Here is a 23,045-nt window from a genome sequence, read left to right as displayed (position 1 = left end):
AACACAATGGGAATCAGCTACAGCGTGGACGCGGACCCGGAGAAAACGGCGAAAGCCATGCTCCGAGAGCGCCACATGAGCCACAAGCACAGCAAGGAGATCGCCCGTGAGATCAAGGGGATGACGATCGCGGACGCCCGCGAGTACCTCGAAGCCGTCATCGACGGGACTCGATCCGTGCCGTTCCGGTCGCACAACACCGGTGTCGGTCACCGCAGCGACGTCGACGGCTGGGACGCGGGTCGCTACCCCGAGAAGGCCTCGGGCGCGTTCCTCGACCTGCTCGAAAACGTCGGCGCGAACGCCGAACACGGTGGCTTCGAGCCGGACGGCATGGTCATCAGCCACGTCGCCGCCCACAAGGTCGGCGAGTCCCAAGGTCGCAAACCCCGCGCGATGGGGCGGGCGACCGCCTGGAACACCCCCGAGGTCGACGTCGAGATGATCGTCGAAGACCAGGAGGTCGAGAACTGATGGCGACCGAACAGCAGTTCATCGAGGACGGGATGCAGCGCACCCAGATCGACGAGTTCTTCGCCGAAGAGCTGGGTCGAGCCGGCTACGGCGGGATGGAACTCGCCAAGACCCCGATGGGCACCCAGATCGTCCTCCGAGCCGAGAAACCCGGCATGGTGATCGGCAAGGGCGGCAAGAACATCCGGAAGGTCACGGCGGAACTCGAGGACCGTTTCAATCTCGACGACCCCCAGATCGACGTTCAGGAGGTCGACGAACCCGACCTCAACGCCCAGATCGTCGCCGACCGCCTCGCGAACGCCCTCGAACGTGGCTGGTACTTCCGGAAGGCCGGCCACACCACGATCGACCGGATCATGGACGCGGGCGCACGCGGTGCGGAGATCACCCTCAACGGGAAGGTGACGGGCGCGCGCTCGCGCGACGAGAAGTTCAACCGGGGCTACATCAAGCACAACGGCGAGCCCTCGAAGGACATCGTCGACCGCGGCAACGGCGTCGCGGTGATGAAGCTCGGGACGATCGGCGTCACGGTGCGTATCATCCCGCCGAACGCCGAGCTCCCCGACGACTTCCGCATCCGGGAGGACGTCGACGTCTCCGACCTCGTGCCCGAGGACATCGAGTCCGGCGACGAGGTCGACGCCCTGCTCGACGAGGGCGAGGGCGAACCCGTCGCGGGCCCCGAGGAGTCCGACTCCGAGGAGGAGTTCGAGCTCACCGACGAGGAGGCCCCCGAGACCGACGACCTCGCCGAGGAGGAGATCCTCGAAGAGGCCGTCGAGAACGAGGAGGGTGCGTCCGAGACGTCGCCGCCGGATTCGGCGGCCGAACCCGACGTCGACGAGGACCTCTCCGAGGAGACCGAGGCCGACGCCGAGGCGCTCCTCGACGAGATGGAGTCGGTCGAAGGCCTGACCGCCATCGACGGCGTCGGCGACGCGAAGGCCGACGCGCTTCGCGAGGCCGGCTTCGAGTCGGTCGAGGACGTCCAGGCCGCGAGCGAGGACGACCTCGCCGAGGCCGAGGGCATCGGCGCGGCGTTCGCCGAACGCATCAAGCAGGGTGCCGACGACCTCGTGGAGGCGGAGAACTGATGGCCATCCTCTACGCCGCGGAGATCCGCGACATGACGCCGGCCGAGCGCGAGGCCGAACTCGAGGAGCTCGAAACCGAGCTGCTCAACTCGCGTGCGGTGCAGGCGGCGGGTGGCGCGCCCGAGGACCCCGGCCGTATCGGGGAGCTCCGGCGGACCATCGCGCGGCTCAAGACCATCCGGAACGAGGAAGGCGACCTCGACGAGAACGAGGACGAGGAGGCTTCCTGATGGCGGTGACGCCGGAGACGGTCGCACGACACGAACTCTGCGGGCTCCCCGCGCGAGTGGCGGCGGCGGACGACCCGTCGCTCGTCGGGACCGCCGGTCGTGTCGTGAGCGAAACGCGATCCACCCTCCGAGTCGAGACCGACTCGACGCGGACGAAACAGGTGCCGAAGGCCGGTGCGACCTTCGAGTTCGACCTCACGGACGGGGCCGAGTCGACCGACTCGGCGTTCGTCACCGTCGAGGGCGAACGGCTGGTCGCCCCGCCGGCACGGCGGACCGAACGGAGCAGTGATTCGAAATGGCGTTAGGACTCAACGTAGACGAACCCGAGGCGACCTGCGACGACCCGAACTGTCCGTTCCACGGCACGCTGTCCGTGCGCGGCGGGACGGTCGACGGCGTGGTCGTCTCGACGGACATGGACAGATCGGCCGTCGTCGAACGCGAATACGACGTGGCGGTCCCGAAGTACGACCGGGCGATGAAACGGCGCTCGCGGACGCCCGCGCACGCGCCCGAGTGCCTCGAGATCGAGGTGGGCGAGCCGGTGCGGATCGCCGAGACCCGCCCGCTCTCGAAGACGAAATCCCACGTCGTGGTCGGTCGGATCGACACCGACCGCGACCTCGGCGCGACCAGCCTCTCGGGGCCCTCGGACGCCGAGAGCGAGGCCGCGATGAGCGACATCGAGGAGAGCGTCGCCGAGGCCGAGGACGGAGGTGAGGCCTGATGGAAGCCCTCTCGGCCGACGTCAGTCAGGGCCTCGAGAAGGGCTCGCTGGTGACGTGTGCCGACAACACCGGCGCACGCCAGCTCCGCGTGATCAGCGTCTCGGGCTACCACGGCACCAAGAACCGCCACCCGAAGGCCGGGATCGGCGACAAGATCACGGTGTCGGTGACGAAGGGGACGCCCGAGATGCGTCGCCAGGTGCTCGAAGCCGTCGTGATCCGCCAGCGAAAGCCGATCCGACGACCCGACGGCACTCGATTGAAGTTCGAGGACAACGCCGCGGTCATCGTCGACGAGAACGAGGACCCTCGGGGGACCGAACTCCGTGGGCCGATCGCGCGCGAGGTCGCCGAACGGTTCGGCTCGATCGCGAGCGCGGCAACGATGATCGTCTGAGACAACCATGAGCAAGCAACCACACAAACAACGCACACGAACGGAGCGCGCGCCGCTCCACGAGAAGCACCGACAGGTCCGTGCGACGCTCTCGGGCGACCTCCGTGACGAGTACGGCAAACGGAGCGCCCGCGTCAACGCGGGCGACACCGTGGAGGTCATGCGCGGGGACTTCGCCGGCGAGGAGGGCGAAGTCATGAGCGTCGACCTTCGGAACACGACCGTCGACGTCGAGGACGTCACCGTCGAGACCGCCGACGGCGAGGACGTTCCGCGTTCGCTCGACGCGAGCAACCTCCGGATCACCGACCTCGACCTCGACGACTCGCGTCGCGAGGACCGACTGGAGGCCGACGACGATGAGTAAGCACCAAAAGCGGCTCTCGGTGCCGAACTCCTGGCCGGTCGAGCGAAAGACCGCCACCTTCACCGTGAAGGCCACCGCCGGCCCGCACGGCGAGGACGGGGTGCCGCTCCTCATCCTGCTCCGGGATGTCCTCGGCTACGTCGACTCCCGGAAGGAGGCGCGCTACGCGCTGAACCAGGGCTCCGTGCTGGTCAACAACGAGACCCTCAGCGACGAACAGCGGCCGATCGGGATGTTCGACATCGTCGAGTTCGCCGAGCGCGACGAGCACTATCGGGTGTTCCCCGACGAGGGCGGCCGGCTGGCGCTCACCCCGATCGACGCCGCGGACGCCGACTCGAAGCTCGGCAAGATCGAGGGCAAGCGACAGGTGCCGGGCGGCAACACGCAGCTCTCGCTCCACGACGGTCGCACCCTCGAGATCGCCGAGGGCGACTACGCCGGCAACGACTCGATCGTCGTCGACACCGACAACGAGATCCTCGCGCACTTCCCCTACGAGGAGGGCGCGCTGGTCACGGCGGTTCGCGGCCAGCACGCTGGCGAGATCGGCGAGATCGACGAGATCCAGGTCACCCCCGGGAGCTCCCCGAACAACGTCCTGGTGAGCCAGGACGACGGCGAGGGCTTCGAGACGATCGCCGACTACGTGGTCGTCATCGACGAGAACTTCGTCGAGGAGGACGACGAGGAGACCGTCACCACGACCGGCGAGGACCAGCCGGAACCCGAATCCGACGCCGACGAGGCCACCGACGGAGGTGAGGACGAATGAGCGAGGCGGAGTTCCACGAGATGCGCGAACCCGTCGTCGAGAAGGTCGTCGTCCACATGGGCGTCGGCCAGGGCGGGCGCGAGCTCGCGAACGCCGAGGACATCCTCGAAGCCATCACGGGCCAGGAGGGCGTCCGGACGCGCGCGAACGCCACCGAGCCCGAGTTCGGCATCCGGCAGGGCGATCCGATCGGCGCGAAGGTCACCCTCCGTGGTGAGCCCGCCGAGACGTTCCTCGACACCGCGCTGGGGCTCGCGTCGGTCTCGCGTTCGCAGTTCGACCAGACCGGCAACTTCAGCTTCGGCATCGAGGAGCACACCGAGTTCCCGAGTCAGGAGTACGACCCGAACATCGGGATCTACGGTCTCGACGTGACCGTCAACCTCACACGACCGGGCTCGCGCGTCGCGAAACGAACCAAGGTCACGCGGAAGCTGCCGAGCCGTCACCGGCTCGACACCGAGGACGCGGTGGCGTTCCTCGAAGCCGAGTACGACATGGAGGTACAATGAGCGAAAGCGAAACCGACAGCGGGAACGACGTCGAAACGGGCGAGCACACGGGGAAACGAACGGGCCAGCTCGAGGCCTGCCAGCGGTGCGGCCGCAAGCAGGGCCTCGTCGGGAAGTACAACATCTGGCTCTGCCGGCAGTGTTTCCGCGAGATCGCCCGCGGCATGGGGTTCGAGAAATACCAATGACCGACAACGACCCACTCGCCGACGCCCTCAGCGGTCTCGACAACGCCGAGAGCGTCGGGAAGCTCGATCTGACCGTCCGACCCGCCTCGAACACCATCGGCTCGGTGCTCGAAGTCATCTACGACCGGGGCTACATCTCCGGCTTCGAGTTCGTCGACGACGGCAAGGCCGGGACGTTCGAGGTCGAACTCAACGGTGCCATCAACCAGTGCGGCGTCGTCAAGCCCCGGTACTCCACCGGGGCCGACGGCTACGAGAAGTGGGAGAAGCGGTTCCTCCCGGCACGGGACTACGGCACCCTGATCGTCACGACGAGCCACGGCGTGATGAGCCACTACGAGGCCCGCGAAGCGGGACTCGGCGGGCAGGTGCTCGCCTACGTCTACTAGACCAATGACAGAAGAACGATTCACGATACCGGAGGGGGCAAGCGCCGAGACGGAGCGCTTCGACCTCACCATCTCCGGCGAGAACGGTTCCGTCACGCGGCGACTCTGGTACCCGAACGTCACCGTCGACGTCGACGGCGACGAAGTGGTCATCGAGACCGCCGCCGAGGACGCGAAGACCAACGCCATCGTCGGCACGTTCACCAGCCACATCCGGAACGCCTTCCACGGTGTCAGCGAGGGCTGGACCTACGAGATGGAAGTGTTCTACTCGCACTTTCCGATGCAGGTGCGTGTCGAGGACGATGAGGTTGTGATCCAGAACTTCCTCGGCGAGCGCGCACCACGCCGGACGAAGATCCACGGCGACACGACTGTGGACGTCGACGACGAGCAGCTCACGCTCTCGGGTCCCAGCAAGGACGACGTCGGCCAGACCGCCGCGGACATCGAACAGCTCACCCGCGTCAGCGGCAAGGATGTCCGGGTGTTCCAGGATGGCGTCTACATCACTGAGAAACCCCAGCGGGAGGTGACCGCCGGTGGCAGCTGAGGAGCTCACCGAGGTCGACGGCGTCGGCGAGGAGAAAGCCGAAGCGCTCGTCGACGCGGGCTACGAGACGGTCGCGGACCTCGAGGACGCCGACCAGGACGACCTCGCCGCGGTCGAGGGCATCGGCGACGCGCTCGCCGCGCGGATCAAGGCCGACGTCGACGACCTCGACGTCGACGAGGACGCGGACGACGAGTCCGCCGACGCCGAGGACGAGGCGTCCGAGGAGACCCCCGACGACCTCGCCGACGTCAGCGGTGTCGGCGAGGAGAAGGCCGACGCCCTGCGCGCGGCGGGCTTCGAGACGGTCGCGGACCTCCGCGAGGCCGAGCAGTCGGACCTCACCGCGGTCGAGGGCGTGGGCAACGCGCTCGCGGCCCGGATCAAGGCCGACGTCGGCGGGCTCGAAGTCGAGGAGGAGACCGAGGCGGACGTCGAGGACGAAACCGACACCACGGAGGACGAAGCGGTCGAGACCGAACTCGAACCGCGCGGGCTCGTGGACAAGACGCCCGACCTCGACGACGAGACCGGGCGGCTGCTGACGCGGCGTCGCCGGAAGTCGAAGCCGCAGTTCAACCGCCAGGACCACCACAAGAAGAAACGAGTGGGGACCTCGTGGCGACGACCGCGCGGAACGCTCTCGAAACAGCGCCGCGGTATCAAGGGCAAGGGCGCGAAGGTCTCGGCGGGTTACCGAACCACCGAGGCCGTTCGCGGTCTCCACCCAAGCGGGTTCGAGGAGGTTCGCGTCGAGAACACCGACGACCTGGAGGGTGTCGACGGCGACACCCAGGCCGTGCGGATCGGGTCGTCGGTCGGCGGTCGGAAGCGCGAACGTATCGAGGAGCAGGCCGAGAGCGACGGGATCCGGGTGCTGAACCCGACCTACGTCGAAGTCGAGGTGGAAACAGATGAGTGACCTCAGCGCACAGCGCCGGCTCGCCGCCGACGTCCTCGACGTCGGGGAGAACCGCGTCTGGTTCGACCCCGAGAGCCAGGGCGAGATCGCGGAAGCGATCACCCGCGAGGACGTCCGCGAGCTGGTCGCCGACGGCACGATAGAATCGAAGGACGCGAAGACGAACTCCCGCGGGCGAGCGCGCGAGCGCAACGCACAGCGTGCCGCCGGCCACCGCAGCGGCCCCGGTACGCGACGCGGGACCGCCGGCGCACGGCAGAACGCGAAGGACGCGTGGGTCTCGCGGATCCGCGCCCAGCGCCGCCGGCTGAAGGAGCTTCGAGCGGACGGCACGCTCGACCGAACCCAGTACCGCGCGCTCTACGACAAGGCGGGCGGGGGCGAGTTCGACAGCGTGGCGCGGCTCGAAGCCTTCGCCGAGAACAGCTACGACATCGACATCGAGACGGAGGACGACTAATGGCCACAGGACCACGATACAACGTACCGATGCGCCGCCGGCGCGAGGTCCGGACGGACTACCATCAGCGGTTGCGCCTGTTGAAATCAGGCAAACCCCGACTGGTTGCGCGCAAGAGCAACCGCCACGTCAGGGCGCAGCTGGTGAGCCCCAGTCCCGACGGTGACGAAACGCACGCGGGCGCGAGCTCGGCGGACCTCGCCGAGTACGGCTGGGAGGCCCCCACGGGGAACCTCCCGAGCGCGTACCTCACGGGGTTGCTCGCCGGGCTGCGCGCGCGAGAGAACGACGTGAGCGAGGCGGTGCTCGACATCGGCCTCAACACCGCGACGCCCGGCAACAAGCTGTTCGCGATGCAGGAGGGCGCGATCGACGCCGGCCTCGACGTGCCGCACAACGAATCGGTGTTCGCCGACTGGGAGCGCACCAGCGGCGAGCACATCGCCGACTACGCCGAATCGCGTGACGAGCCGCTCTACTCGGGCGAGTTCGACGCGACCGACCTCCCCGAGCACTTCGAGGAGACACGACAGACCATCATGGACGAATTCGACCACGAACTCGGAGGCGACGATGAGTAGACGCGGCTGGGAGCCGCGCACACGGCTCGGCAAGCTGGTCGCCGAGGAGGAGATCACCACGATGGAGGACGCCCTCAACTCGGGGCTCCCCCTGAAGGAACCGGAGATCACGGACCAGCTGCTCTCGCTCGAGGACGAGGTCCTCGACATCAACATGGTCCAGCGGATGACCGACTCCGGTCGGCGGGTGAAGTTCCGGTGTGTGGTCGTGATCGGCGACCGGAACGGCTACGTGGGCTACGCCGAGGGCCGCGACGACCAGGTCGGCTCGGCGATCCAGAAGGCCATCGAGGTCGCGAAGCTCAACATCATCAGCGTCGACCGCGGCTCGGGCTCCTGGGAGGACCGCGCGGGCGGGGTGAACTCCCTGACCCGTCGCACCAAGGGCAAGGCCGGTTCGGTCACCGTCGAGGTCATCCCCGCTCCGCAGGGGCTCGGTCTCGCGGCCGCCGAAACGGTTCGGCACATCCTCGAACTCGCCGGCGTCCAGGACGCCTGGACGAAGTCGAACGGCAACACCCGGACGACGGTCAACCTCGCGAAGGCGACGTACAACGCGCTCCGGAACGGGTCGCAGTCACGGATGCCACAGCGTGCCCGCGAGAAGCGACGCGAGGTGGTCGAGTGATGCAAGCGCTCGTGCAGGTCCGCGGCGAGGTCAACATGGAACAGGGCGTTCGGGACACCCTCTCGATGCTCAACATCCACAGCACCAACCACTGTACGTTCGTCCCTGAGACGGACACCTACCGCGGCATGATCACGAAGGTCAACGACTACGTGGCCTACGGCGAACCCAGCCCGGGCGTGCTCGCGACGGTGCTCGAAACCCGTGGCGAACCCGCCGAGGGCGACGGGGACGTCGACGACGAGTGGGTCGGCGAGAACACCGACTACGACGACGTCTCGGCGCTCGCGGAGGCGCTGCTCGCCGAGGAGACCACGCTCCAGGACGCCGGGCTCTCGCCCTCGCTCCGGCTCCACCCGCCGCGCGGCGGGCACAACGGCGTGAAACACCCGGCCGTCGAGGGCGGCGAACTCGGCAAGCACAGTTCGGACGAGATCGACGCGCTGTTGAGCGCGATGCGGTGACCACACGACGATGACTTCCAAAAAACGACGCCAGCGCGGCTCGCGCACCCACAGCGGCGGCACCCACAAGAACCGACGTGGGGCCGGCCACCGTGGCGGGCGCGGTCGTGCGGGACGCGACAAGCACGAAAAGCACAACTACGGGCCGCTCGGCAAACATGGTTTCAGCCGGCCCGAGAAGACCACCGAGGACGTCCGGACGGTCGACGTCCGCGAGCTCGACGAGGACGCGGCGCTCTACGCCGCCGACGGTCTCGCCGAGGAGACGGGTGACGGGTTCGCGCTCGACGCCCGCGACATCGTCGAGGACGGCCACGACGCCGACGTGGTAAAGGTGCTCGGCGGCGGGCAGGTCCGCCAGTCGCTCGACGTGACCGCCGACGCGTTCTCCGAGAGCGCGCGCGACCTGCTCGCCGACGCGGGCGGGGAAGCGACCCTGAGCGAGCGCGGCGAGGAACGCAACGCGGAGGACGAGGCCGACGAGGACTCGGACGAAGAAGCTACAAACGCGGAGTCCGAGTAATCGCTAAATGGGTTGGAAGGAGACCGCCGAACCGGTTCTGACGCGGATGCCCTCGGTCACACAGCCCGAGGGTCACATCCCGTTCAGACGCAAGCTCGCGTGGACCGCGGGCGTGCTCGTACTGTATTTCTTCCTGACGAACGTCACGCTGTACGGGCTCCAGGGCACCGGGAGCAACCCGTTCGGCCAGTTCGGGTCGATCCTCGCGCTGAGTCAGGGGACGGTCCTCCAGCTCGGGATCGGGCCGATCGTGACCGCGAGCATCGTGCTCCAGCTCCTCGGCGGTGCCAACCTGCTCGGTCTCGACACCAACGACCCACGCGACCAGGTGCTCTATCAGGGGCTCCAGAAGTTCCTCGTGGTGGTGATGATCTGTATCACCGGCCTCCCGATCGTCTTCTCGGGCTTTCTGCCCCCGAGTGGCGACGTCGCCGCCTCGCTCGGTATCGGCACGTTCGGCGTTCAACTCCTGTTGTTCGCCCAGATCTTCGTCGGCGGCGTCCTGATCCTGTTCATGGACGAGGTCGTCTCGAAGTGGGGTGTCGGTTCGGGGATCGGGCTGTTCATCATCGCGGGCATCAGCGAGCAGCTGATGCTCGGGATCTTCGGCCAGGGACAGCTCCTCGCCGGCTGGTTCGGGATCCTCACCGGGTCGATCGAGGCCTCGCCGCTGACGGCCGACGGGCTCCAGACGATCCTCTTCGGTCAGGGACAGATCGTCGCGCTCCTCACCACGGTGTTGATCTTCGTGGTGGTCGTCTACGCCGAGAGCGTCCGGGTGGAGATCCCCCTCTCGCACGCCCGCGTCAAGGGCGCGCGGGGGCGCTTCCCGGTGAAGCTGATCTACGCGAGCGTCCTGCCGATGATCCTCGTGCGGGCGCTCCAGGCCAACATCCAGTTCATCGGGCGCATCCTCAACTCCCAGGTCGGTCTGCCACCGTGGCTCGGGGTCTACGGGAGCCAGGGTCAGCCCACGGGCGGGCTGTTCTACTATCTCGCGCCGATCTACCAGCCACAGGACTGGCAGTGGTGGGCCGGCAGCGTGAGTGCCGAGGTCTGGCAGGTGCTCATTCGCGTCGGCGTCGACCTCACGTTCATGGTGGTCGGCGGCGCGATCTTCGCGATCTTCTGGGTCGAAACCGCGGACATGGGCCCGGAATCCACCGCGAAGCAGATCCAGAACTCCGGGATGCAGATCCCCGGCTTCCGCCAGAACCCCGGCGTGATCGAGAAGGTGCTCGAACGCTACATCCCGCAGGTCACCGTGATCGGCGGGGCGCTCGTGGGCGTGCTCGCGGTCGGCGCGAACATGCTCGGCACCATCGGGCTCGTCTCGGGAACGGGGCTCCTGCTCACGGTGTCGATCACCTATAAGCTCTACGAGGAGATCGCCGAAGAGCAGTTGATGGAGATGCATCCCGTGATGCGGCAGATGTTCGGCTGAACACGACTGCTGCTCCAATTTTTCACGTATCCGCTCACGCTCGTCTACCTGATCAGTGAGTACGCCGAGTCCGGCGGTATTTCGCCCGTTCGTGCTTCGTTCGCCAGCGAATAAATCTCCGTGTCGGAACGAAGATCGGTGACGGGAAATTACAGACTTCAGAGCCGTACCTCAGCAAATCGAGTACCGAAACGATTGTCGTAGGATCTCGGACGTTGAGACTGGCGCTCTCAACGCGTAGAACAGCTCGTGACGTCTCTCCAAGTACTAGTTCTGTGGATTCTCAAATTCATCTCGCCCTGTAGGTAGACTCTTGATTGCCTACAGGGAGCGATTCCTATCATGCCGGAAATCGAGAAACCCTGATGTATTTATGAGATTGATCCGAGAAGAAATCGTATGCTATGAGCATGTCGAACGTGTCGGAGGATGAGAAAGGGAGCGTGCGGAATCCTGGAGTTGCTGAGGTTCTTAGAGAGGGAGTTTCGCTTGCAATTGACCTCCCAGTCCTGTATGGGCTCTACCTGATGATAGGTCTCGGATTCGTGATCTGGGGTTCGGTGGGTGGAGTTGTCTCACTCATCGTCACAGCACTTGGAACCCTGGTCGTTTACAGGGGGATGGGGAAGGACATCGACACAGAGAGATCACTAGTAGTCCTCGTTGTGTACGCGTATCTGGCAGGGTTGATCGCAGACTTTCTCGGTCTAGTTGGTATTTTTATGCTGGTGATCCCCGGCATCTACCTCACGCTCAGATTCCAGTTCACGACGGCGGCAGTCATGCTTGAAGAGCAAGGGCCATTCGGTGGTCTGCGCCGGAGTTTGGCGATCAGCGAGGGGAACCTCTGGACGATTTTCGGTGTTGGATCTGTGTTTTTCGTTGTCTCGCTGGTCTGTTGGGGCGGTTCGATTCTTGCGACTGGCGGTGTTCCGACCGGGCCAACTGGCGAGGTTTTGCAGAGGCTCTCACAGCAAATTGCCTATGGCAGTGTTATCCAATCTATCCTAGTTGGACCGGTGCAAGTCTGCTGTACGGTCTATATGTACGAGGCTTTTCAAACGGAGCAAGATCTATCGCAGTCCTCGTAGGAGCCATAGTTCTGCAATTCTAGCCATCCTTTTCAATCGTACTCCTAGAAATTGCCCCCTTGTGGCTATAAGGATGTGCGCGACGTTATAGTACAAACAACGCTCCGGTGTAGTCAGTGCGAAGCACACTTTTTCCGAGTGATATCTATTGGAATGGGTGATATTAGCGCGAGACAACATGGGTCTAGGGCAACTACTCGGGGTTGCATGAACACAGAGCGCCGATCCTCGTCTTGCACACAGGATCGACGAAACCGTACGCAAGATTTCTCGCTCAAGGGTGCTAACTCACGCTGAATTGGGCCACGAACGATCCAGCACCGATGCTCATTATGTAATGTTCCGAGCGAGTCACCCACTTAGAGACGCTTTTGGCCCCATGTGCAAAACGAGCGAAGGAGGCTATCGGTGCCGCCAGTATTCTATGCCACCAAACATGACTGCACCAATTATTGCCTGAAGTATTGCGGACCAGAGCGGAGAGCCACCGAACCAGAGACTCATTCCAAACCAAACGAGAAACCAGACACTGCCCAATGTGAAACCACGTTGGAGAGGCGGGAGTTCCTGAATCCTCTCCTCGAATCGCTCATACCGAACCAACAGGGCGTTTTTAGCCATATAACAGTACAAGTTGAGGACGGCACGGACGACGACGATTCGTAGCGCTACTGAACACTCGTCAGTCCCCCAGCGACCGCGTTACTGCAACCGAGTGTACGCTTCGCGCACCAGCGCCATCGCGGGGCCCGCGCGCTCGGCTTCGTGGTAAGTCCGGAGTTCGGGGTCGAACTTCGCTTTGTACCGGTTCAACCGGCGTTCGTCGGCCCCCACGAGGTCGTAGGACTCGATCCCGCGGTCCATCGCGTCGCGCATGATGTGCCAGTCGACGAGGTCGTTCACCGGGACGCCCGCGTCGTGTTTCGCGCCGCCCTGCCACCGGTAGATCGTGTCGTCGTCTTCGAGGGTGATCATCCCGCCCGCGAATCGGCCGTCGACCCGGCAGACGTAGGGCCGGAGGCGACCCTCGTCGAGCCCGTCACGGAGGGCGAGCACGAGCCCCGGTGTGACGCCGTAGGACTTGCCCTGGGACTCGTAGCGCCGGTAGACCTGGGTGACGATCCGACGGACCGCGCGCTCGCCGCCCTCCTCGACCACGCAGTTCTCGGGCGGGCCGTCGCGGACGTTGCTTCGCGCGTCGGAGCTGAACCGCTTCAACAGCGCGTCTTCACCGACGGAGAGGTCCACCGTGTAGGTGTGCCCGAGCGAGACCCGCATGCCGTTCCACTCGAGCGGCCGGAGGTCGGTGTAGCGGTAGTCGCTCCGGACGTGGGTGTAGCGCGGCTCGATCACCTCGTCGATCCACTCGAAACAGCCGTCGACGAAGCGCTCGTGGCGGCGCTCGCGTTTGCGTTGCTTGAGCTTCCCCATGTTGAGGAGGGCGGGACCGAGATAGGGAACGAGGAGACTCGGTGGGGGCGAGAAGGCGGTCGAAACCCCGAACCGTGTCACCTCGAAGACGGGGAAGATCCCTACGACTTCCTGGCCCTTGTAGCCGACCAGGTGGTGACAGTCGGCGTTCGCGTACTCCGCGAGCGCCGCGAGGCTCCCCCGGTAGTGGAAGGGGTTGGTCCCCGGCGACCGGTCCACGTACGAATCCCACTGTTCCAGCTCGTCGTCCGTCGCGTTTCTGATGGTGATGCTCATTCGAGGTATCCTAAATCCGAGAGTCGTGCTTCGACGGCCCGCTCGTCGGTCGATTCGCGCGTCCGTGGTTCGGCTTCCGGGTACGTCCGCTCCCCGACGGGGTCGACCACCGGCAGCACTTTGCCATCCATGTGCTCGCCGCGCGGGCGGCCGAGCGCCGCGAGCACCGTCGGGGCGACGTCGAAGAGGTGGGCCCCGTCGAGCGACGCGTCGGGATCGACACCCGCCCCCGAGATGGCCACGAAGCCGTCGCGTTTGTGGTTGTAGGGTTCGGTCGGCGGCCCGAACGCCGACTCGCGGAGCCCCGTCGAGAGGAAGTTGTCGAACTCGTGAGGGACGAGCACGATGTCGACCGCGTGCTCGACGTGCGGCCCCTCGAAGTACGCCTCGCGCGGCGCGACGTCGTCGAAGGCGGGCTCTCCGTCCGGTGTCTCGATCCCCGACAGCAGCTCGATCAGCCGCTCCCGAACCGCGTCGTACTCCTCGGGAGCCACCACGCCCTCGGGGTCGCGTCCGGCGACGTTGAGTCGGACGCCGCACTCGATGTGTGAGCGAGCGTAGGCGGTCGAACGCGGGAAGTCGACCCCTTCGGTCCCGGCACGGACCATCGACTTCGGGACGTGACGCACGACGAACTCCGCGAGGCCGAGACGCGAGAGCACGCTATTGACTCGCTGGCTGGTGACCCCCGCACGGGTCGCCAGCCCCATCGCGCGTTCGAGGAGCGCGTTCCCGTCGGCGCTCTCGCCGCGGTCGTCGAGGAACTCCTCGTTCCGGATGACGTCCCACGACGGCATCCCGCCGCCGCGCGTCGTCTCGACGAACCCCTCCTCACGGAGGAGGGTGTTCACCCGCACGTCGTAGCCCTCGTACCGGCCGATGCCGTGGTCGCTCGCCAGCACCACGACGTCGGGGTCGCAGGATTCGAGGGTCGCGCCGATCTGGTCGTCGACCGCCTCGTAGACGGCTCGAAGCGCGTCGCGGTCGCCCGGACACTCGTGGAAGACGGTGTCCGTATTTTGAAACTGGACGAAGCCGAACTCGGGGTTGAACCGGTTCGCGAGGTACCGGAACGCCTCGCCGCGCATTCGAACCGTCTCGCGGTACTCCGCGACCTTCTCGTCGGTGGTGGTCTCCCCGCCGCCGGTGTGGCGCGGGTAGACCCGATAGCCGCCGACCTCGTCTCGAACCTCGTCGAGGAGTCCCTCGGGCTGGCACGTCGGCGAGTCGGGGGCGGTGTAGCCGGGGATCAACGCCCCGTCGAACGCCCGTGGGGGATGCGTCACGGGCACGTTGACGACCACGCTGCTCGTTCCCTCCATATCGAGGAGCTCCCAGAGCGCGCGCTCGCGGACGTGGGTCGCGTTGACGACGTCCCAGTCGTAGCCCTCGAAGTCGAGAAAGCCGTAGACGCCATGTTTGCCCGGGTTCGCGCCGGTGTAGAGCGACGGCCACGCGCTCGGGGTCCACGGCGGGATCTGGGATTCGAGCGGCCCGCTCGCGCCGTCGGCGCGGATCCCGTCGATCGCGGGGAGGTCGGCACCGCTCGCCGCGAGCGTCTCGAACACCGGCTCGCACGCCGCGTCCAGCCCGACGAGCAGCGTCTTCATCCGTCGGTCCGTCCGCCGGCGGGGTCGGTCGGGGTGTGGTCCGTGGCCATGCGTCGGTTGTGCGCCCTAATCCGGTCGCCGGCCGTGAATCTACCGATCCGACGGGAACGACCCGTCGAACCGAACCGCCGCTCCCCGGCGGGTCCGCGCCGTCTCGGTGCCCCGAACCGGTCGGTGCCGGCTATCGGATGGGAAAACACATATGTGAGAACGGACTCTACCCGGATGAGACCACACGCAGTGATAGTCATCCGATCGTCCTGACCGAATCCGCCCACCGATGACCGACCACTCACCCCCTCCAACGACGGTACTCGTCCCGGTGGAGCCACGTGTCCCCGCACGGATCGCCGACCCGGTTCGCACGGCCTCCGACCGAGGTGTACGGCCGTGACAGGCGAGACACGCGCGCACACCGGGCGGAACGCGACCATCGACGACGGCGCGACCGTCGGCTACTCACACGACCCCGACGCCCCGCCGGCCCGACTCGGCGACGACGCGACCGTTCGCGCCGGCACCATCGTCTACGCCGATGTCGAAGTCGGCGACGGCTTCTCTACGGGCCACAACGCCCTCGTCCGCGAGGCCACCCGCATCGGCGACGACGTCCTCGTTGGCACCGACGCCGTGGTCGACGGCACCACTACGATCGGCTCGCACGTCAGCCTCCAGACCGGCGTCTACCTCCCGACGAACACCACGATAGGGTCTCAGGTGTTCGTCGGCCCGCGAGCCGTCCTCACGAACGACCCCCATCCCGTGCGCCGCGAGGCCGACCTCGCCGGCCCGACGCTCGAAGACGGCGTCTCGGTCGGTGCGAACGCCACCATCCTCCCCGGCGTCTCGGTCGGGTCGGGGTCATTCGTCGCCGCCGGCGCGGTCGTCACCCGCGACGTCCCGCCCGAGACCCTCGCACTCGGCGTCCCCGCACGCCACGAACCGCTCCCCGACTCCCTTTCCGGTGAGAACTCCATATGATTCCGATAGCCAACCCACAGCTCGGCGACCGCGAGAAAGCACGTATCGGCGAGGTGATCGATTCCGGTCAGCTCGCCGACGGTCCAGAGGTCCGCGCGTTCGAAGACGAGTTTGCGGACTTCTGCGGCGCGACACACGGTATCGCAACCACCAACGGCACGACCGCCCTCCACACCGCGGTCGAGGCGCTCGGCCTCGGGCCCGGCGACCGCGTGGTCACGACCCCGTTCTCGATGATCGCGAGCGCCAACTCGATACGGCTCGCGGGTGCCGAACCCGTCTTCGCCGACATCGACCCCGAGACGTTCAACCTCGACCCCGACGCCGTCGAGCGGGTCGTTCGCGAACAGGACGTGGACGCGATCCTCCCGGTCCACCTGTTCGGCCTCCCCGCCGATATGCCTCGTCTGCGGGCGATCGCCGACGAGCACGACCTCCTCGTGATCGAGGACGCCGCCCAGGCCCACGGGGCCGCGATCGACGGCGAGCGCGTCGGCACCTTCGGCGACGTCGCGTGTTTCTCCTTCTACCCGACGAAGAACATGACCACCGGCGAGGGCGGCATGGTGCTCACCGACGACCCCGATGCGGCCGCCCGCGCACGGAGTTTCATCAACCACGGTCGGACCGCCGATGGCGCGGCCTACGAACACACGAGGCTCGGCCAGAACTACCGGATGACGAGCCTGCTGGCCGCCATCGGGCGGGTCCAGATCGGCGACCTCCCCGAGCACAACGAGGCGCGGCGCGCGAACGCCGCCCGGCTCACCGCGGAGCTCCCCGAGTGGGTCGACACCCCGGTCGAACCCGCGGGACGGCGGCACGTCTATCACCAGTACACGATCCGTACCGACGACCGCGACGCGCTCGCCGACCACCTCGAAGCCAGGGGGGTCGGTACCGGGGTTTACTACCCCGTTCCGATACACGAACAGCCCGTCTACGACGACGTCGACCCCGACGTGCCGGTCGCCGAACGAGCGGCGCGGGAGGTGCTCTCGCTGCCGGTCCACCCCGCCCTCTCGTCGACCGACATCGACGAGATCGTCGCCGCGGTCGCCGCGGCGGGGGTCGAGGCGTGAGCGCCACGGCGACCACACGGGCCGGCGTCATCGGCGTCGGGAGCATGGGACAGAACCACGCGCGGGTCTACGCCGAACTCCCCGACGTCGAACTCGTCGGCGTCGCGGACACCGACGAGCAGCGGGCGAACGAGGTCGCCACGCGACACGACACGGACGCGAGGGCGCGCACCGACCTCCTCACGGCGGTCGACGTGGTCTCGATCGCGGTGCCGACCGCCTACCACTACGACCTGGCGCGCGAGTGCATCGAGGCGGACGTCGCCGTCCTCGTCGAGAAGCCGTTCGTGGCCGACCCCGAGGACGGCCGCGAGCTCTGTGACCTCGCCGACGAACGTGACGTGACGCTCCAGGTGGGTCACATCGAGCGGTTCAACCCCGCCGTCGAGGCGGTCGCGAGCGTGCTCGCCGACGAGGAGATCCTCGCGTTCGACGCCCGTCGGCTCGGCGCGCCCCGCGAGCGCGACATCAAGGACGGCGCGGTGATGGACCTCATGATCCACGACATCGACGTGGTCTGCTCGCTCGTCGACGACGAGATCGACCGCGTCAACGCGGTCAGCACCGAGGGCGGGCGGTACGTCGACGCCCAGCTCGGCTTCGCCGAGGGGGCCGTCGGGAGCCTGACGGCCAGCCGGGTGACCCAGCGCAAGATCCGCGAACTCACGATCACCGCCCGGGACTGCTGGATAGTCGTGGACTACATCCACCGATCGATCGACGTCCACCGACAGTCCCCGCCGGAACCCGACGACGCGCCGTACACGGAGTTCCGGTCGGGGGTGTGGCGGCGCGGTATCGACAGCAACGAGGGGATCATCGAACAGCCGGTGGTCGGCGACGGCGAACCGCTCAAAAAGGAGATCGCCTCGTTCGTCGAGTGCGCCCGCACCGGGCGCGAGCCGGTGGTCTCCGCTGCGGACGGGCTCCGCGCCCTCCGGATCGCCAAACGGATCGACCGCCTCGCCGAGCCGAACCCGGTAGAGGCCGACCCCCGATGAGCTCGTCCGGCTCGCCCGCCGCCTACGGCGACGACGCGTCCGTCGAGCACCGCCGGACGGCGTTCGAGAACGGCGACCTCCCGGTCGCGGTCTACGGGCTGGGGAAGATGGGGCTGCCGCTCGCGGCGGTCTACGCCGAGACCTCCGGGGCCGTCGTCGGGGCGGACGTCGACGAGACCGTGGTCGAGTCGGTGAACCGCGGCGAGTGTCACGTCACGGGCGAACCGGGGCTCGACGACCTCGTCACGGACCTCGTCGCCGACGGCGCGCTCCGGGCGACCAGCAACCAGGAGGCCGCGGCGATGGCGAACGTCCACGTCCTCATCGTGCCGACGAAGCTCGACGCCGGGAACGCGCCCGACCTCTCGATCCTCGAATCGGTCGTCGAGGACGTCGCGACCGGTCTCGCGGCGGGCGACCTCGTGGTCGTGGAGTGTACGGTGCCGCCGAAGACCTGCCGCGAGGTGGTTGGCCCCCTGCTCGAACGCGAGACGGGCCTCTCGATGGGCGAGTTCGGTCTCGCGTTCTGTCCCGAACGGACGTCGAGCGGGCGCGCCCTCGAGGACATCCGCGGAGCCTACCCCAAGGTCGTCGGCGGGGTCGACGAGGCGAGCACGCGTGCCGCGACCGCGATATACGAGGCGATCAACGCCAAGGGCGTGCTCGCGGTCTCCGACGCGGCGACGGCCGAAGCAGTCAAATTATTCGAGGGTGTCTATCGCGACGTGAACATCGCGCTGGCGAACGAACTCGCGCGGTTCACCGACGACCTCGGGATCGACGTGACCGAGGCCATCGCGACCGCGAACACACAGCCCTTCTGTGAGATCCACGACCCCGGCCCGGGCGTCGGCGGCCACTGCATCCCCTACTACCCGTACTTCCTCGCCCACGGCCGGACCGAGGACGCGCCGCTCCTGCGGACCGCCCGCGCCGTCAACGACTCGATGCCGGGGTTCGTGGTCGGAAAACTCGACGAGGAGTTCGAGGCCGAGGGCCGGAGCCTCGACGGCGCACGCGTCGCCGTGCTCGGGCTGACCTACCGACCCGGGGTGAACGAACTCGCGAAGACGCCGGCCGAACCGATCATCGACGGCCTCGGCGAGGCCGGTGCCGAGGTGTTCTGCGTCGACCCACTGCTCGACGACTTCTCGCGTTTCGACGCCACCCCGATCGGGATCGACGACCTCCCTGACCACGACCTCGACGCGGCGGTGATGGTGACCCCGCACGAGGCGTTCGACGCGGTCGACTGGCAGGGCTTCGAGTCGGGGATCGTCGTCATCGACGGTCGCGGAACGCTTGATTTATCCCGGACACCCCACAGGATGTATACGATAGGGAGCGGACTCGATGTATAACGGGAAAACAGTCGGCGTCGTGGTACCCGCCCACAACGAGGAGACGTTCGTCGGTCGCGTCATCGAGACGATGCCCGCGTTCGTCGACCGGGTCTACGCCGTCGACGACCGTTCGACCGACGGAACCTGGGCGGAGATCCAACGCCACGCCGAGCGCGCCAACCGCGAACGCGCCGGCGGGATGCCGCTCACCGACGGCGGCGCGTACGCCGACACCGTCGTCGAGGCGATCCGCCACGACACCAACCGGGGCCGCGGCGGCGCGGTCAAGACGGGCTATCGCCACGCCCTCGAGGACGGCCTCGATATCATCGCGGTGATGGACGCCGACGGCCAGATGAACCCCGACATGCTGAGCCGGATCATCGAACCCGTCGCCGACGGCCGAGCCGACTACGCGAAGGGAACTCGACTCCTCCATCGCGACCGCTCGGAGATGTCGAACTGGCGCTTCTTCGGCAACTCGCTGCTGACGTACCTCACCAAGATATCCAGCGGTTACTGGCGGATGAGCGACCCCCAGAACGGCTTCACCGCCGTCTCCTACGAGGCGCTCTCGCGGATCGACCTCGATTCGCTCTACGACGACTACGGGTTCCTCAACGACATGCTCACGACCCTCAACGTACACGACTTCCGGGTCGCGGACGTCTCTCACCCCGCGGTCTACGGTGACGAACAGAGCGGTATCCGCTACTCGACCTTCATCCCGAAGCTCTCGACGCTGCTCGCCCGCAACTTCGTCCGGCGGCTGGTGTTGCAGTACGTCATCTACAGCTTCCACCCGCTGGTCCTGCTCTACTTCTTCGGTATCGTGAGCGGGCTCACCGGGTTGCTCGGCGTCCTCGTGACGCTCGCGAGCGCGTTCGGTCCCGGGGAGGTCTTCCTCCGGGGCGGGCTCTCGATGCTCCTGCTCGTCGTCGGCGGCATCGCCGTCTCGGTGGCGATGGCCTACGACCTCCAGGCCAACGCGGGGCTCGAAGTGATGCACGAGGACCGGTTCGCCGACGACGACCCGCGACGAACCGAGGTCGAACGATGAAGGTCGTCTCGGTGGTGGGCGCGCGCCCGCAGTTCGTGAAGGCCTTCCCGGTCTCGCGCGTGCTCCGTGAACGCCACGAGGAGGTGCTGGTCCACACCGGCCAGCACTACTCCGAGTCGATGTCGGACGTCTTCTTCCAGGAGCTCGACATCCCCACCCCGGAGTACAACCTCGGGGTCGGCTCGGGCACCCAGGGCGAGCAGACCGGCCGGATCGTGACCCGGTTCGGCGAGCTCGTCGAGCGCGAGGACCCCGACACGGTCGTGGTCTACGGCGACACCAACTCCACGCTCGCGAGCGCGGTCGTGACCGCCAAGACCGACGCCCGGCTGGCCCACGTCGAGGCGGGCCTGCGGAGCTACAACCGCGAGATGCCCGAGGAGGTCAACCGCGAGCTCACCGACCACGTCTCCGACCTGCTGTTCGCACCGACCCGCCGCGGCGTCGAGAACCTCCGGAAGGAGGGCGTCGGGAACGTCCACCTCACGGGCGACGTGATGTACGACGCCATCCGCTGGGCGCGGTCGCGCGCCGCCGAACACTCCGCGGTGCTCGCGGCGAACGACCTCGCGGACGACGAGTACGTCCTCGCGACCGTCCACCGCGCGGGCAACACCGACGACCCGGACCGATTGAGGGCGATCATGGGCGCGCTCTGTGAGCTCGACCGGGAGGTCGTCTTCCCGATCCACCCGCGGACGATGGAGTGTCTCGACGAGTACGGCCTGCGCGAGCGGGTCGAGTCGTCGATAACCCTGATCGACCCCGTGGGCTATCTCGACTTCGTCCGGCTGCTCGACGGGGCCGAGCGCGTCGCCACCGACTCCGGTGGCGTCCAGAAGGAGGCGTTCTTCCTCGACACCCACTGTGTGACCCTCCGGGAGGAGACCGAGTGGGTCGAGACCATCGACGCGGGCTGGAACGTCCTCGTCGGGGCCGACCGCGAGGCCATCATCCGTGAGCTCACCGCACCGGTGTCGTTGCCCGAAAAGCCCGAGCTCTACGGCGACGGCGACGCCGCCGAGCGGATGGTCGAGCTGATCGAGCGCGACGCGGGGTCGACGGACGGCGCGGATGGCTGAGTTCGCGCTCTGTCTCACCCACGACGTCGACCGACCGTACAAGACCTATCAGGCCGTCTACGACGCGATCCGCGAACGTGACCCGAGCCGTCTCGGCGCGCTCCGGCCCGGCAACGACCCCTACTGGCAGTTCGAGACGCTGATGGGGATCGAGGAGGACTTCGATGTGCGCTCCGCGTTCTACTTCCTCTCGGAACCCGGTCTCGGGGCGCACGCCCCCTCGAAACGGCTCCGACCCCGCTACTGGCTCGAACACCTCGGCCGGTACGACGTCGAGGCCCCACGGATGGCGAACGTCATCAACGCGCTCGACGAGGGCGGGTGGGAGGTCGGCCTCCACGGCTCCTACGACACCGCCGACGACCGCGAGCGATTGCGAGTGGAAAAGGAGCGTATCGAGGGCGTCGTCGGCCATCCGGTGCGGGGCGGCCGACAGCACTTCCTGCGCCGCGGCCCCGACACCTGGGCCCACTACCGTGCGCTCGGGCTGGAGTACGACAGCTCGCTCGGGTCGAGCACCACCTACGGCTTCGAACACGGCTACGACCTCCACCACCCGTTCGACGACGAGTTCGCCGTCTTCCCGCTGACGGTCATGGAGGTCGCGCTTGTCGAGGGGACCGAGAGTTTCGATGCGGCGTGGCGGGAGTGCGAGCGGCTGCTGGAGGAGGCGGCCGCGAACGACGCCGTGATGACGGTGCTCTGGCATCCGCGCTACGTCGGCCCCGACTTCCCGGGTTACCGCGAGCTCTACGAGCGCCTCATCGAGCGCGCCCTGGAGATGGACGCCTGGGTCGGTTCGCCGGGTGCGTATCTCGATCGTGTGAACGGAGCTTCCGACGATACGACACCGGGCGACGCCACACCGGAACTCACCGACTGAGCGGCGAAAGGGAAACCCTTTATCGGGCCGCCGGAGTGAAAATTCCACGATGAACAGTAGCTCCCTCGCTCCGATCCGGCCATGAGATTCGAGCGGCTCGACCTCGACAGCTGGGAATCGGGACTCCCCGCCTCGGGCTTCGAGGTCTTTCACACCCCCGAAGCCCTCGACGTCCTCGACCGCCACGCCGCGGGCGACCGACTCCTCGTCGGCGGCTACCGCGGCGAACAGCTCGTGGGGATGATCCCCCTGTTCGTTCGCCGCGTCGCGGGACTCCGGGTGGTCTCCTCGCCGCCGCCGGGGATGGCGATCCCGGGTCTCGGCCCGCTGGTGATGCCGACGAGCCCGAAACGACGCAAGCGGGAGAAGGTCAACCGCGAGTTCACCGCCGGTCTGCTCGACGCGATCGAGGCCGACGACCCCGAGGTTGTACTCCGGGGTGGGGATGTCGAGCTCCTGGAAGAAGA

29 protein-coding genes and 1 pseudogene are annotated in these 23,045 nt (G+C 67.1%); 28 read left to right on the top strand and 2 right to left on the bottom strand.

The window, feature by feature from the left end:
- Positions 1–6: 6 nt before the first annotated feature.
- The 20 genes from D3261_RS12625 to D3261_RS12530 all read left to right on the top strand — a co-directional run bounded on the left by D3261_RS12625 (position 7) and on the right by D3261_RS12530 (position 11,829).
- Positions 7–474, top strand: a complete 468-nt coding sequence (locus D3261_RS12625) for a 50S ribosomal protein L22 (protein WP_120072912.1) — start codon at positions 7–9, stop codon at positions 472–474.
- Positions 474–1,574, top strand: coding sequence for a 30S ribosomal protein S3 (locus tag D3261_RS12620; protein ID WP_120072911.1), 1,101 nt, complete (start codon positions 474–476; stop codon positions 1,572–1,574). Before D3261_RS12625 ends, D3261_RS12620 begins: the two co-directional genes overlap by 1 nt.
- Complete coding sequence (rpmC, locus tag D3261_RS12615; RefSeq protein WP_120072909.1) at positions 1,574–1,804, top strand: 50S ribosomal protein L29; 231 nt, start codon at positions 1,574–1,576, stop codon at positions 1,802–1,804. The genes D3261_RS12620 and rpmC overlap by 1 nt, the downstream gene beginning before the upstream one ends.
- Positions 1,804–2,112: a ribonuclease P protein component 1 gene (locus D3261_RS12610; protein ID WP_120072907.1), complete on the top strand. Its 309-nt coding sequence runs from the start codon at positions 1,804–1,806 to the stop codon at positions 2,110–2,112. Before rpmC ends, D3261_RS12610 begins: the two co-directional genes overlap by 1 nt.
- Complete coding sequence (locus D3261_RS12605; protein ID WP_120072906.1) at positions 2,103–2,534, top strand: 30S ribosomal protein S17; 432 nt, start codon at positions 2,103–2,105, stop codon at positions 2,532–2,534. Before D3261_RS12610 ends, D3261_RS12605 begins: the two co-directional genes overlap by 10 nt.
- Positions 2,534–2,932: a 50S ribosomal protein L14 gene (locus tag D3261_RS12600; protein WP_120072904.1), complete on the top strand. Its 399-nt coding sequence runs from the start codon at positions 2,534–2,536 to the stop codon at positions 2,930–2,932. Before D3261_RS12605 ends, D3261_RS12600 begins: the two co-directional genes overlap by 1 nt.
- 7 nt (positions 2,933–2,939) lie before the next feature.
- Positions 2,940–3,299 carry a 50S ribosomal protein L24 gene (rplX, locus tag D3261_RS12595; protein WP_120072902.1) on the top strand — a complete coding sequence of 120 codons (360 nt, stop codon included), beginning with the start codon at positions 2,940–2,942 and terminating at the stop codon, positions 3,297–3,299.
- Positions 3,292–4,074, top strand: coding sequence for a 30S ribosomal protein S4e (locus D3261_RS12590; protein WP_120072900.1), 783 nt, complete (start codon positions 3,292–3,294; stop codon positions 4,072–4,074). Before rplX ends, D3261_RS12590 begins: the two co-directional genes overlap by 8 nt.
- The gene (locus D3261_RS12585; RefSeq protein WP_120072898.1) at positions 4,071–4,586 is read left to right on the top strand and encodes a 50S ribosomal protein L5; all 516 of its coding nucleotides are present in this window, start codon (positions 4,071–4,073) and stop codon (positions 4,584–4,586) included. Before D3261_RS12590 ends, D3261_RS12585 begins: the two co-directional genes overlap by 4 nt.
- Positions 4,583–4,774 carry a 30S ribosomal protein S14 gene (locus tag D3261_RS12580; RefSeq protein WP_007695838.1) on the top strand — a complete coding sequence of 64 codons (192 nt, stop codon included), beginning with the start codon at positions 4,583–4,585 and terminating at the stop codon, positions 4,772–4,774. The genes D3261_RS12585 and D3261_RS12580 overlap by 4 nt, the downstream gene beginning before the upstream one ends.
- Entirely contained in the window at positions 4,771–5,163 is a 393-nt protein-coding gene (locus D3261_RS12575; RefSeq protein WP_120072896.1) for a 30S ribosomal protein S8, read from the top strand. The genes D3261_RS12580 and D3261_RS12575 overlap by 4 nt, the downstream gene beginning before the upstream one ends.
- A 4-nt stretch (positions 5,164–5,167) precedes the next feature.
- Positions 5,168–5,716, top strand: a complete 549-nt coding sequence (locus D3261_RS12570) for a 50S ribosomal protein L6 (protein ID WP_120072894.1) — start codon at positions 5,168–5,170, stop codon at positions 5,714–5,716.
- On the top strand, positions 5,706–6,638 hold the full coding sequence (locus D3261_RS12565; protein ID WP_120072892.1) for a 50S ribosomal protein L32e: 933 nt from the start codon (positions 5,706–5,708) through the stop codon (positions 6,636–6,638). Before D3261_RS12570 ends, D3261_RS12565 begins: the two co-directional genes overlap by 11 nt.
- The gene (locus tag D3261_RS12560) at positions 6,631–7,098 is read left to right on the top strand and encodes a 50S ribosomal protein L19e (RefSeq protein WP_120072890.1); all 468 of its coding nucleotides are present in this window, start codon (positions 6,631–6,633) and stop codon (positions 7,096–7,098) included. The genes D3261_RS12565 and D3261_RS12560 overlap by 8 nt, the downstream gene beginning before the upstream one ends.
- Positions 7,098–7,679, top strand: a complete 582-nt coding sequence (locus D3261_RS12555; RefSeq protein WP_120072888.1) for a 50S ribosomal protein L18 — start codon at positions 7,098–7,100, stop codon at positions 7,677–7,679. Before D3261_RS12560 ends, D3261_RS12555 begins: the two co-directional genes overlap by 1 nt.
- Entirely contained in the window at positions 7,672–8,307 is a 636-nt protein-coding gene (locus D3261_RS12550; protein ID WP_120072887.1) for a 30S ribosomal protein S5, read from the top strand. The genes D3261_RS12555 and D3261_RS12550 overlap by 8 nt, the downstream gene beginning before the upstream one ends.
- Positions 8,307–8,771 carry a 50S ribosomal protein L30 gene (rpmD, locus tag D3261_RS12545; RefSeq protein WP_120072885.1) on the top strand — a complete coding sequence of 155 codons (465 nt, stop codon included), beginning with the start codon at positions 8,307–8,309 and terminating at the stop codon, positions 8,769–8,771. The genes D3261_RS12550 and rpmD overlap by 1 nt, the downstream gene beginning before the upstream one ends.
- A gap of 10 nt (positions 8,772–8,781) precedes the next feature.
- Positions 8,782–9,294 (top strand): uL15m family ribosomal protein, encoded by a 513-nt coding sequence (locus D3261_RS12540; protein ID WP_120072883.1) that lies wholly within the window; start codon positions 8,782–8,784, stop codon positions 9,292–9,294.
- A 7-nt stretch (positions 9,295–9,301) separates the two neighbouring features.
- Complete coding sequence (gene secY, locus D3261_RS12535; protein WP_120072881.1) at positions 9,302–10,738, top strand: preprotein translocase subunit SecY; 1,437 nt, start codon at positions 9,302–9,304, stop codon at positions 10,736–10,738.
- A gap of 404 nt (positions 10,739–11,142) precedes the next feature.
- Positions 11,143–11,829: a hypothetical protein gene (locus D3261_RS12530; protein WP_233553986.1), complete on the top strand. Its 687-nt coding sequence runs from the start codon at positions 11,143–11,145 to the stop codon at positions 11,827–11,829.
- 702 nt (positions 11,830–12,531) lie between these two features.
- On the opposite strand, the gene D3261_RS12525 is transcribed toward D3261_RS12530, so the two are convergent.
- On the bottom strand, positions 12,532–13,536 hold the full coding sequence (locus tag D3261_RS12525; protein ID WP_120072879.1) for a GNAT family N-acetyltransferase: 1,005 nt from the start codon (positions 13,534–13,536) through the stop codon (positions 12,532–12,534).
- On the bottom strand, positions 13,533–15,146 hold the full coding sequence (locus tag D3261_RS12520) for an alkaline phosphatase family protein (protein ID WP_120072877.1): 1,614 nt from the start codon (positions 15,144–15,146) through the stop codon (positions 13,533–13,535). Before D3261_RS12520 ends, D3261_RS12525 begins: the two co-directional genes overlap by 4 nt.
- 390 nt (positions 15,147–15,536) lie before the next feature.
- On the opposite strand from D3261_RS12520, the gene D3261_RS12515 reads away from it, so the two are divergent.
- From D3261_RS12515 to D3261_RS12480, 8 genes and pseudogenes are all read left to right on the top strand, one after another.
- Positions 15,537–16,127, top strand: coding sequence for an acyltransferase (locus tag D3261_RS12515; protein ID WP_120072875.1), 591 nt, complete (start codon positions 15,537–15,539; stop codon positions 16,125–16,127).
- On the top strand, positions 16,124–17,209 hold the full coding sequence (locus D3261_RS12510) for a DegT/DnrJ/EryC1/StrS aminotransferase family protein (RefSeq protein WP_120072873.1): 1,086 nt from the start codon (positions 16,124–16,126) through the stop codon (positions 17,207–17,209). Before D3261_RS12515 ends, D3261_RS12510 begins: the two co-directional genes overlap by 4 nt.
- Complete coding sequence (locus D3261_RS12505; protein WP_120072871.1) at positions 17,206–18,210, top strand: Gfo/Idh/MocA family protein; 1,005 nt, start codon at positions 17,206–17,208, stop codon at positions 18,208–18,210. Before D3261_RS12510 ends, D3261_RS12505 begins: the two co-directional genes overlap by 4 nt.
- Complete coding sequence (locus D3261_RS12500; RefSeq protein WP_120072869.1) at positions 18,207–19,571, top strand: nucleotide sugar dehydrogenase; 1,365 nt, start codon at positions 18,207–18,209, stop codon at positions 19,569–19,571. Before D3261_RS12505 ends, D3261_RS12500 begins: the two co-directional genes overlap by 4 nt.
- A complete protein-coding gene (locus tag D3261_RS12495; protein WP_120072867.1) occupies positions 19,564–20,613 on the top strand; it encodes a glycosyltransferase family 2 protein in 1,050 nt (349 codons plus the stop codon). Before D3261_RS12500 ends, D3261_RS12495 begins: the two co-directional genes overlap by 8 nt.
- Positions 20,610–21,695 carry a non-hydrolyzing UDP-N-acetylglucosamine 2-epimerase gene (wecB, locus tag D3261_RS12490; RefSeq protein ID WP_120072865.1) on the top strand — a complete coding sequence of 362 codons (1,086 nt, stop codon included), beginning with the start codon at positions 20,610–20,612 and terminating at the stop codon, positions 21,693–21,695. Before D3261_RS12495 ends, wecB begins: the two co-directional genes overlap by 4 nt.
- A complete protein-coding gene (locus D3261_RS12485) occupies positions 21,688–22,578 on the top strand; it encodes a polysaccharide deacetylase family protein (RefSeq protein WP_120072863.1) in 891 nt (296 codons plus the stop codon). The genes wecB and D3261_RS12485 overlap by 8 nt, the downstream gene beginning before the upstream one ends.
- Positions 22,579–22,659: 81 nt before the next feature.
- A pseudogene (locus D3261_RS12480) lies at positions 22,660–23,045 on the top strand (GNAT family N-acetyltransferase); the annotation flags it as partial.

The sequence above is a fragment of the Halococcus sp. IIIV-5B genome (genome assembly GCF_003602035.1).
Lineage (GTDB): Archaea > Halobacteriota > Halobacteria > Halobacteriales > Halococcaceae > Halococcus > Halococcus salsus.
Note: the sequence above shows the minus strand (reverse complement) of the source record. Positions and strands in the feature narration are given on the sequence as shown.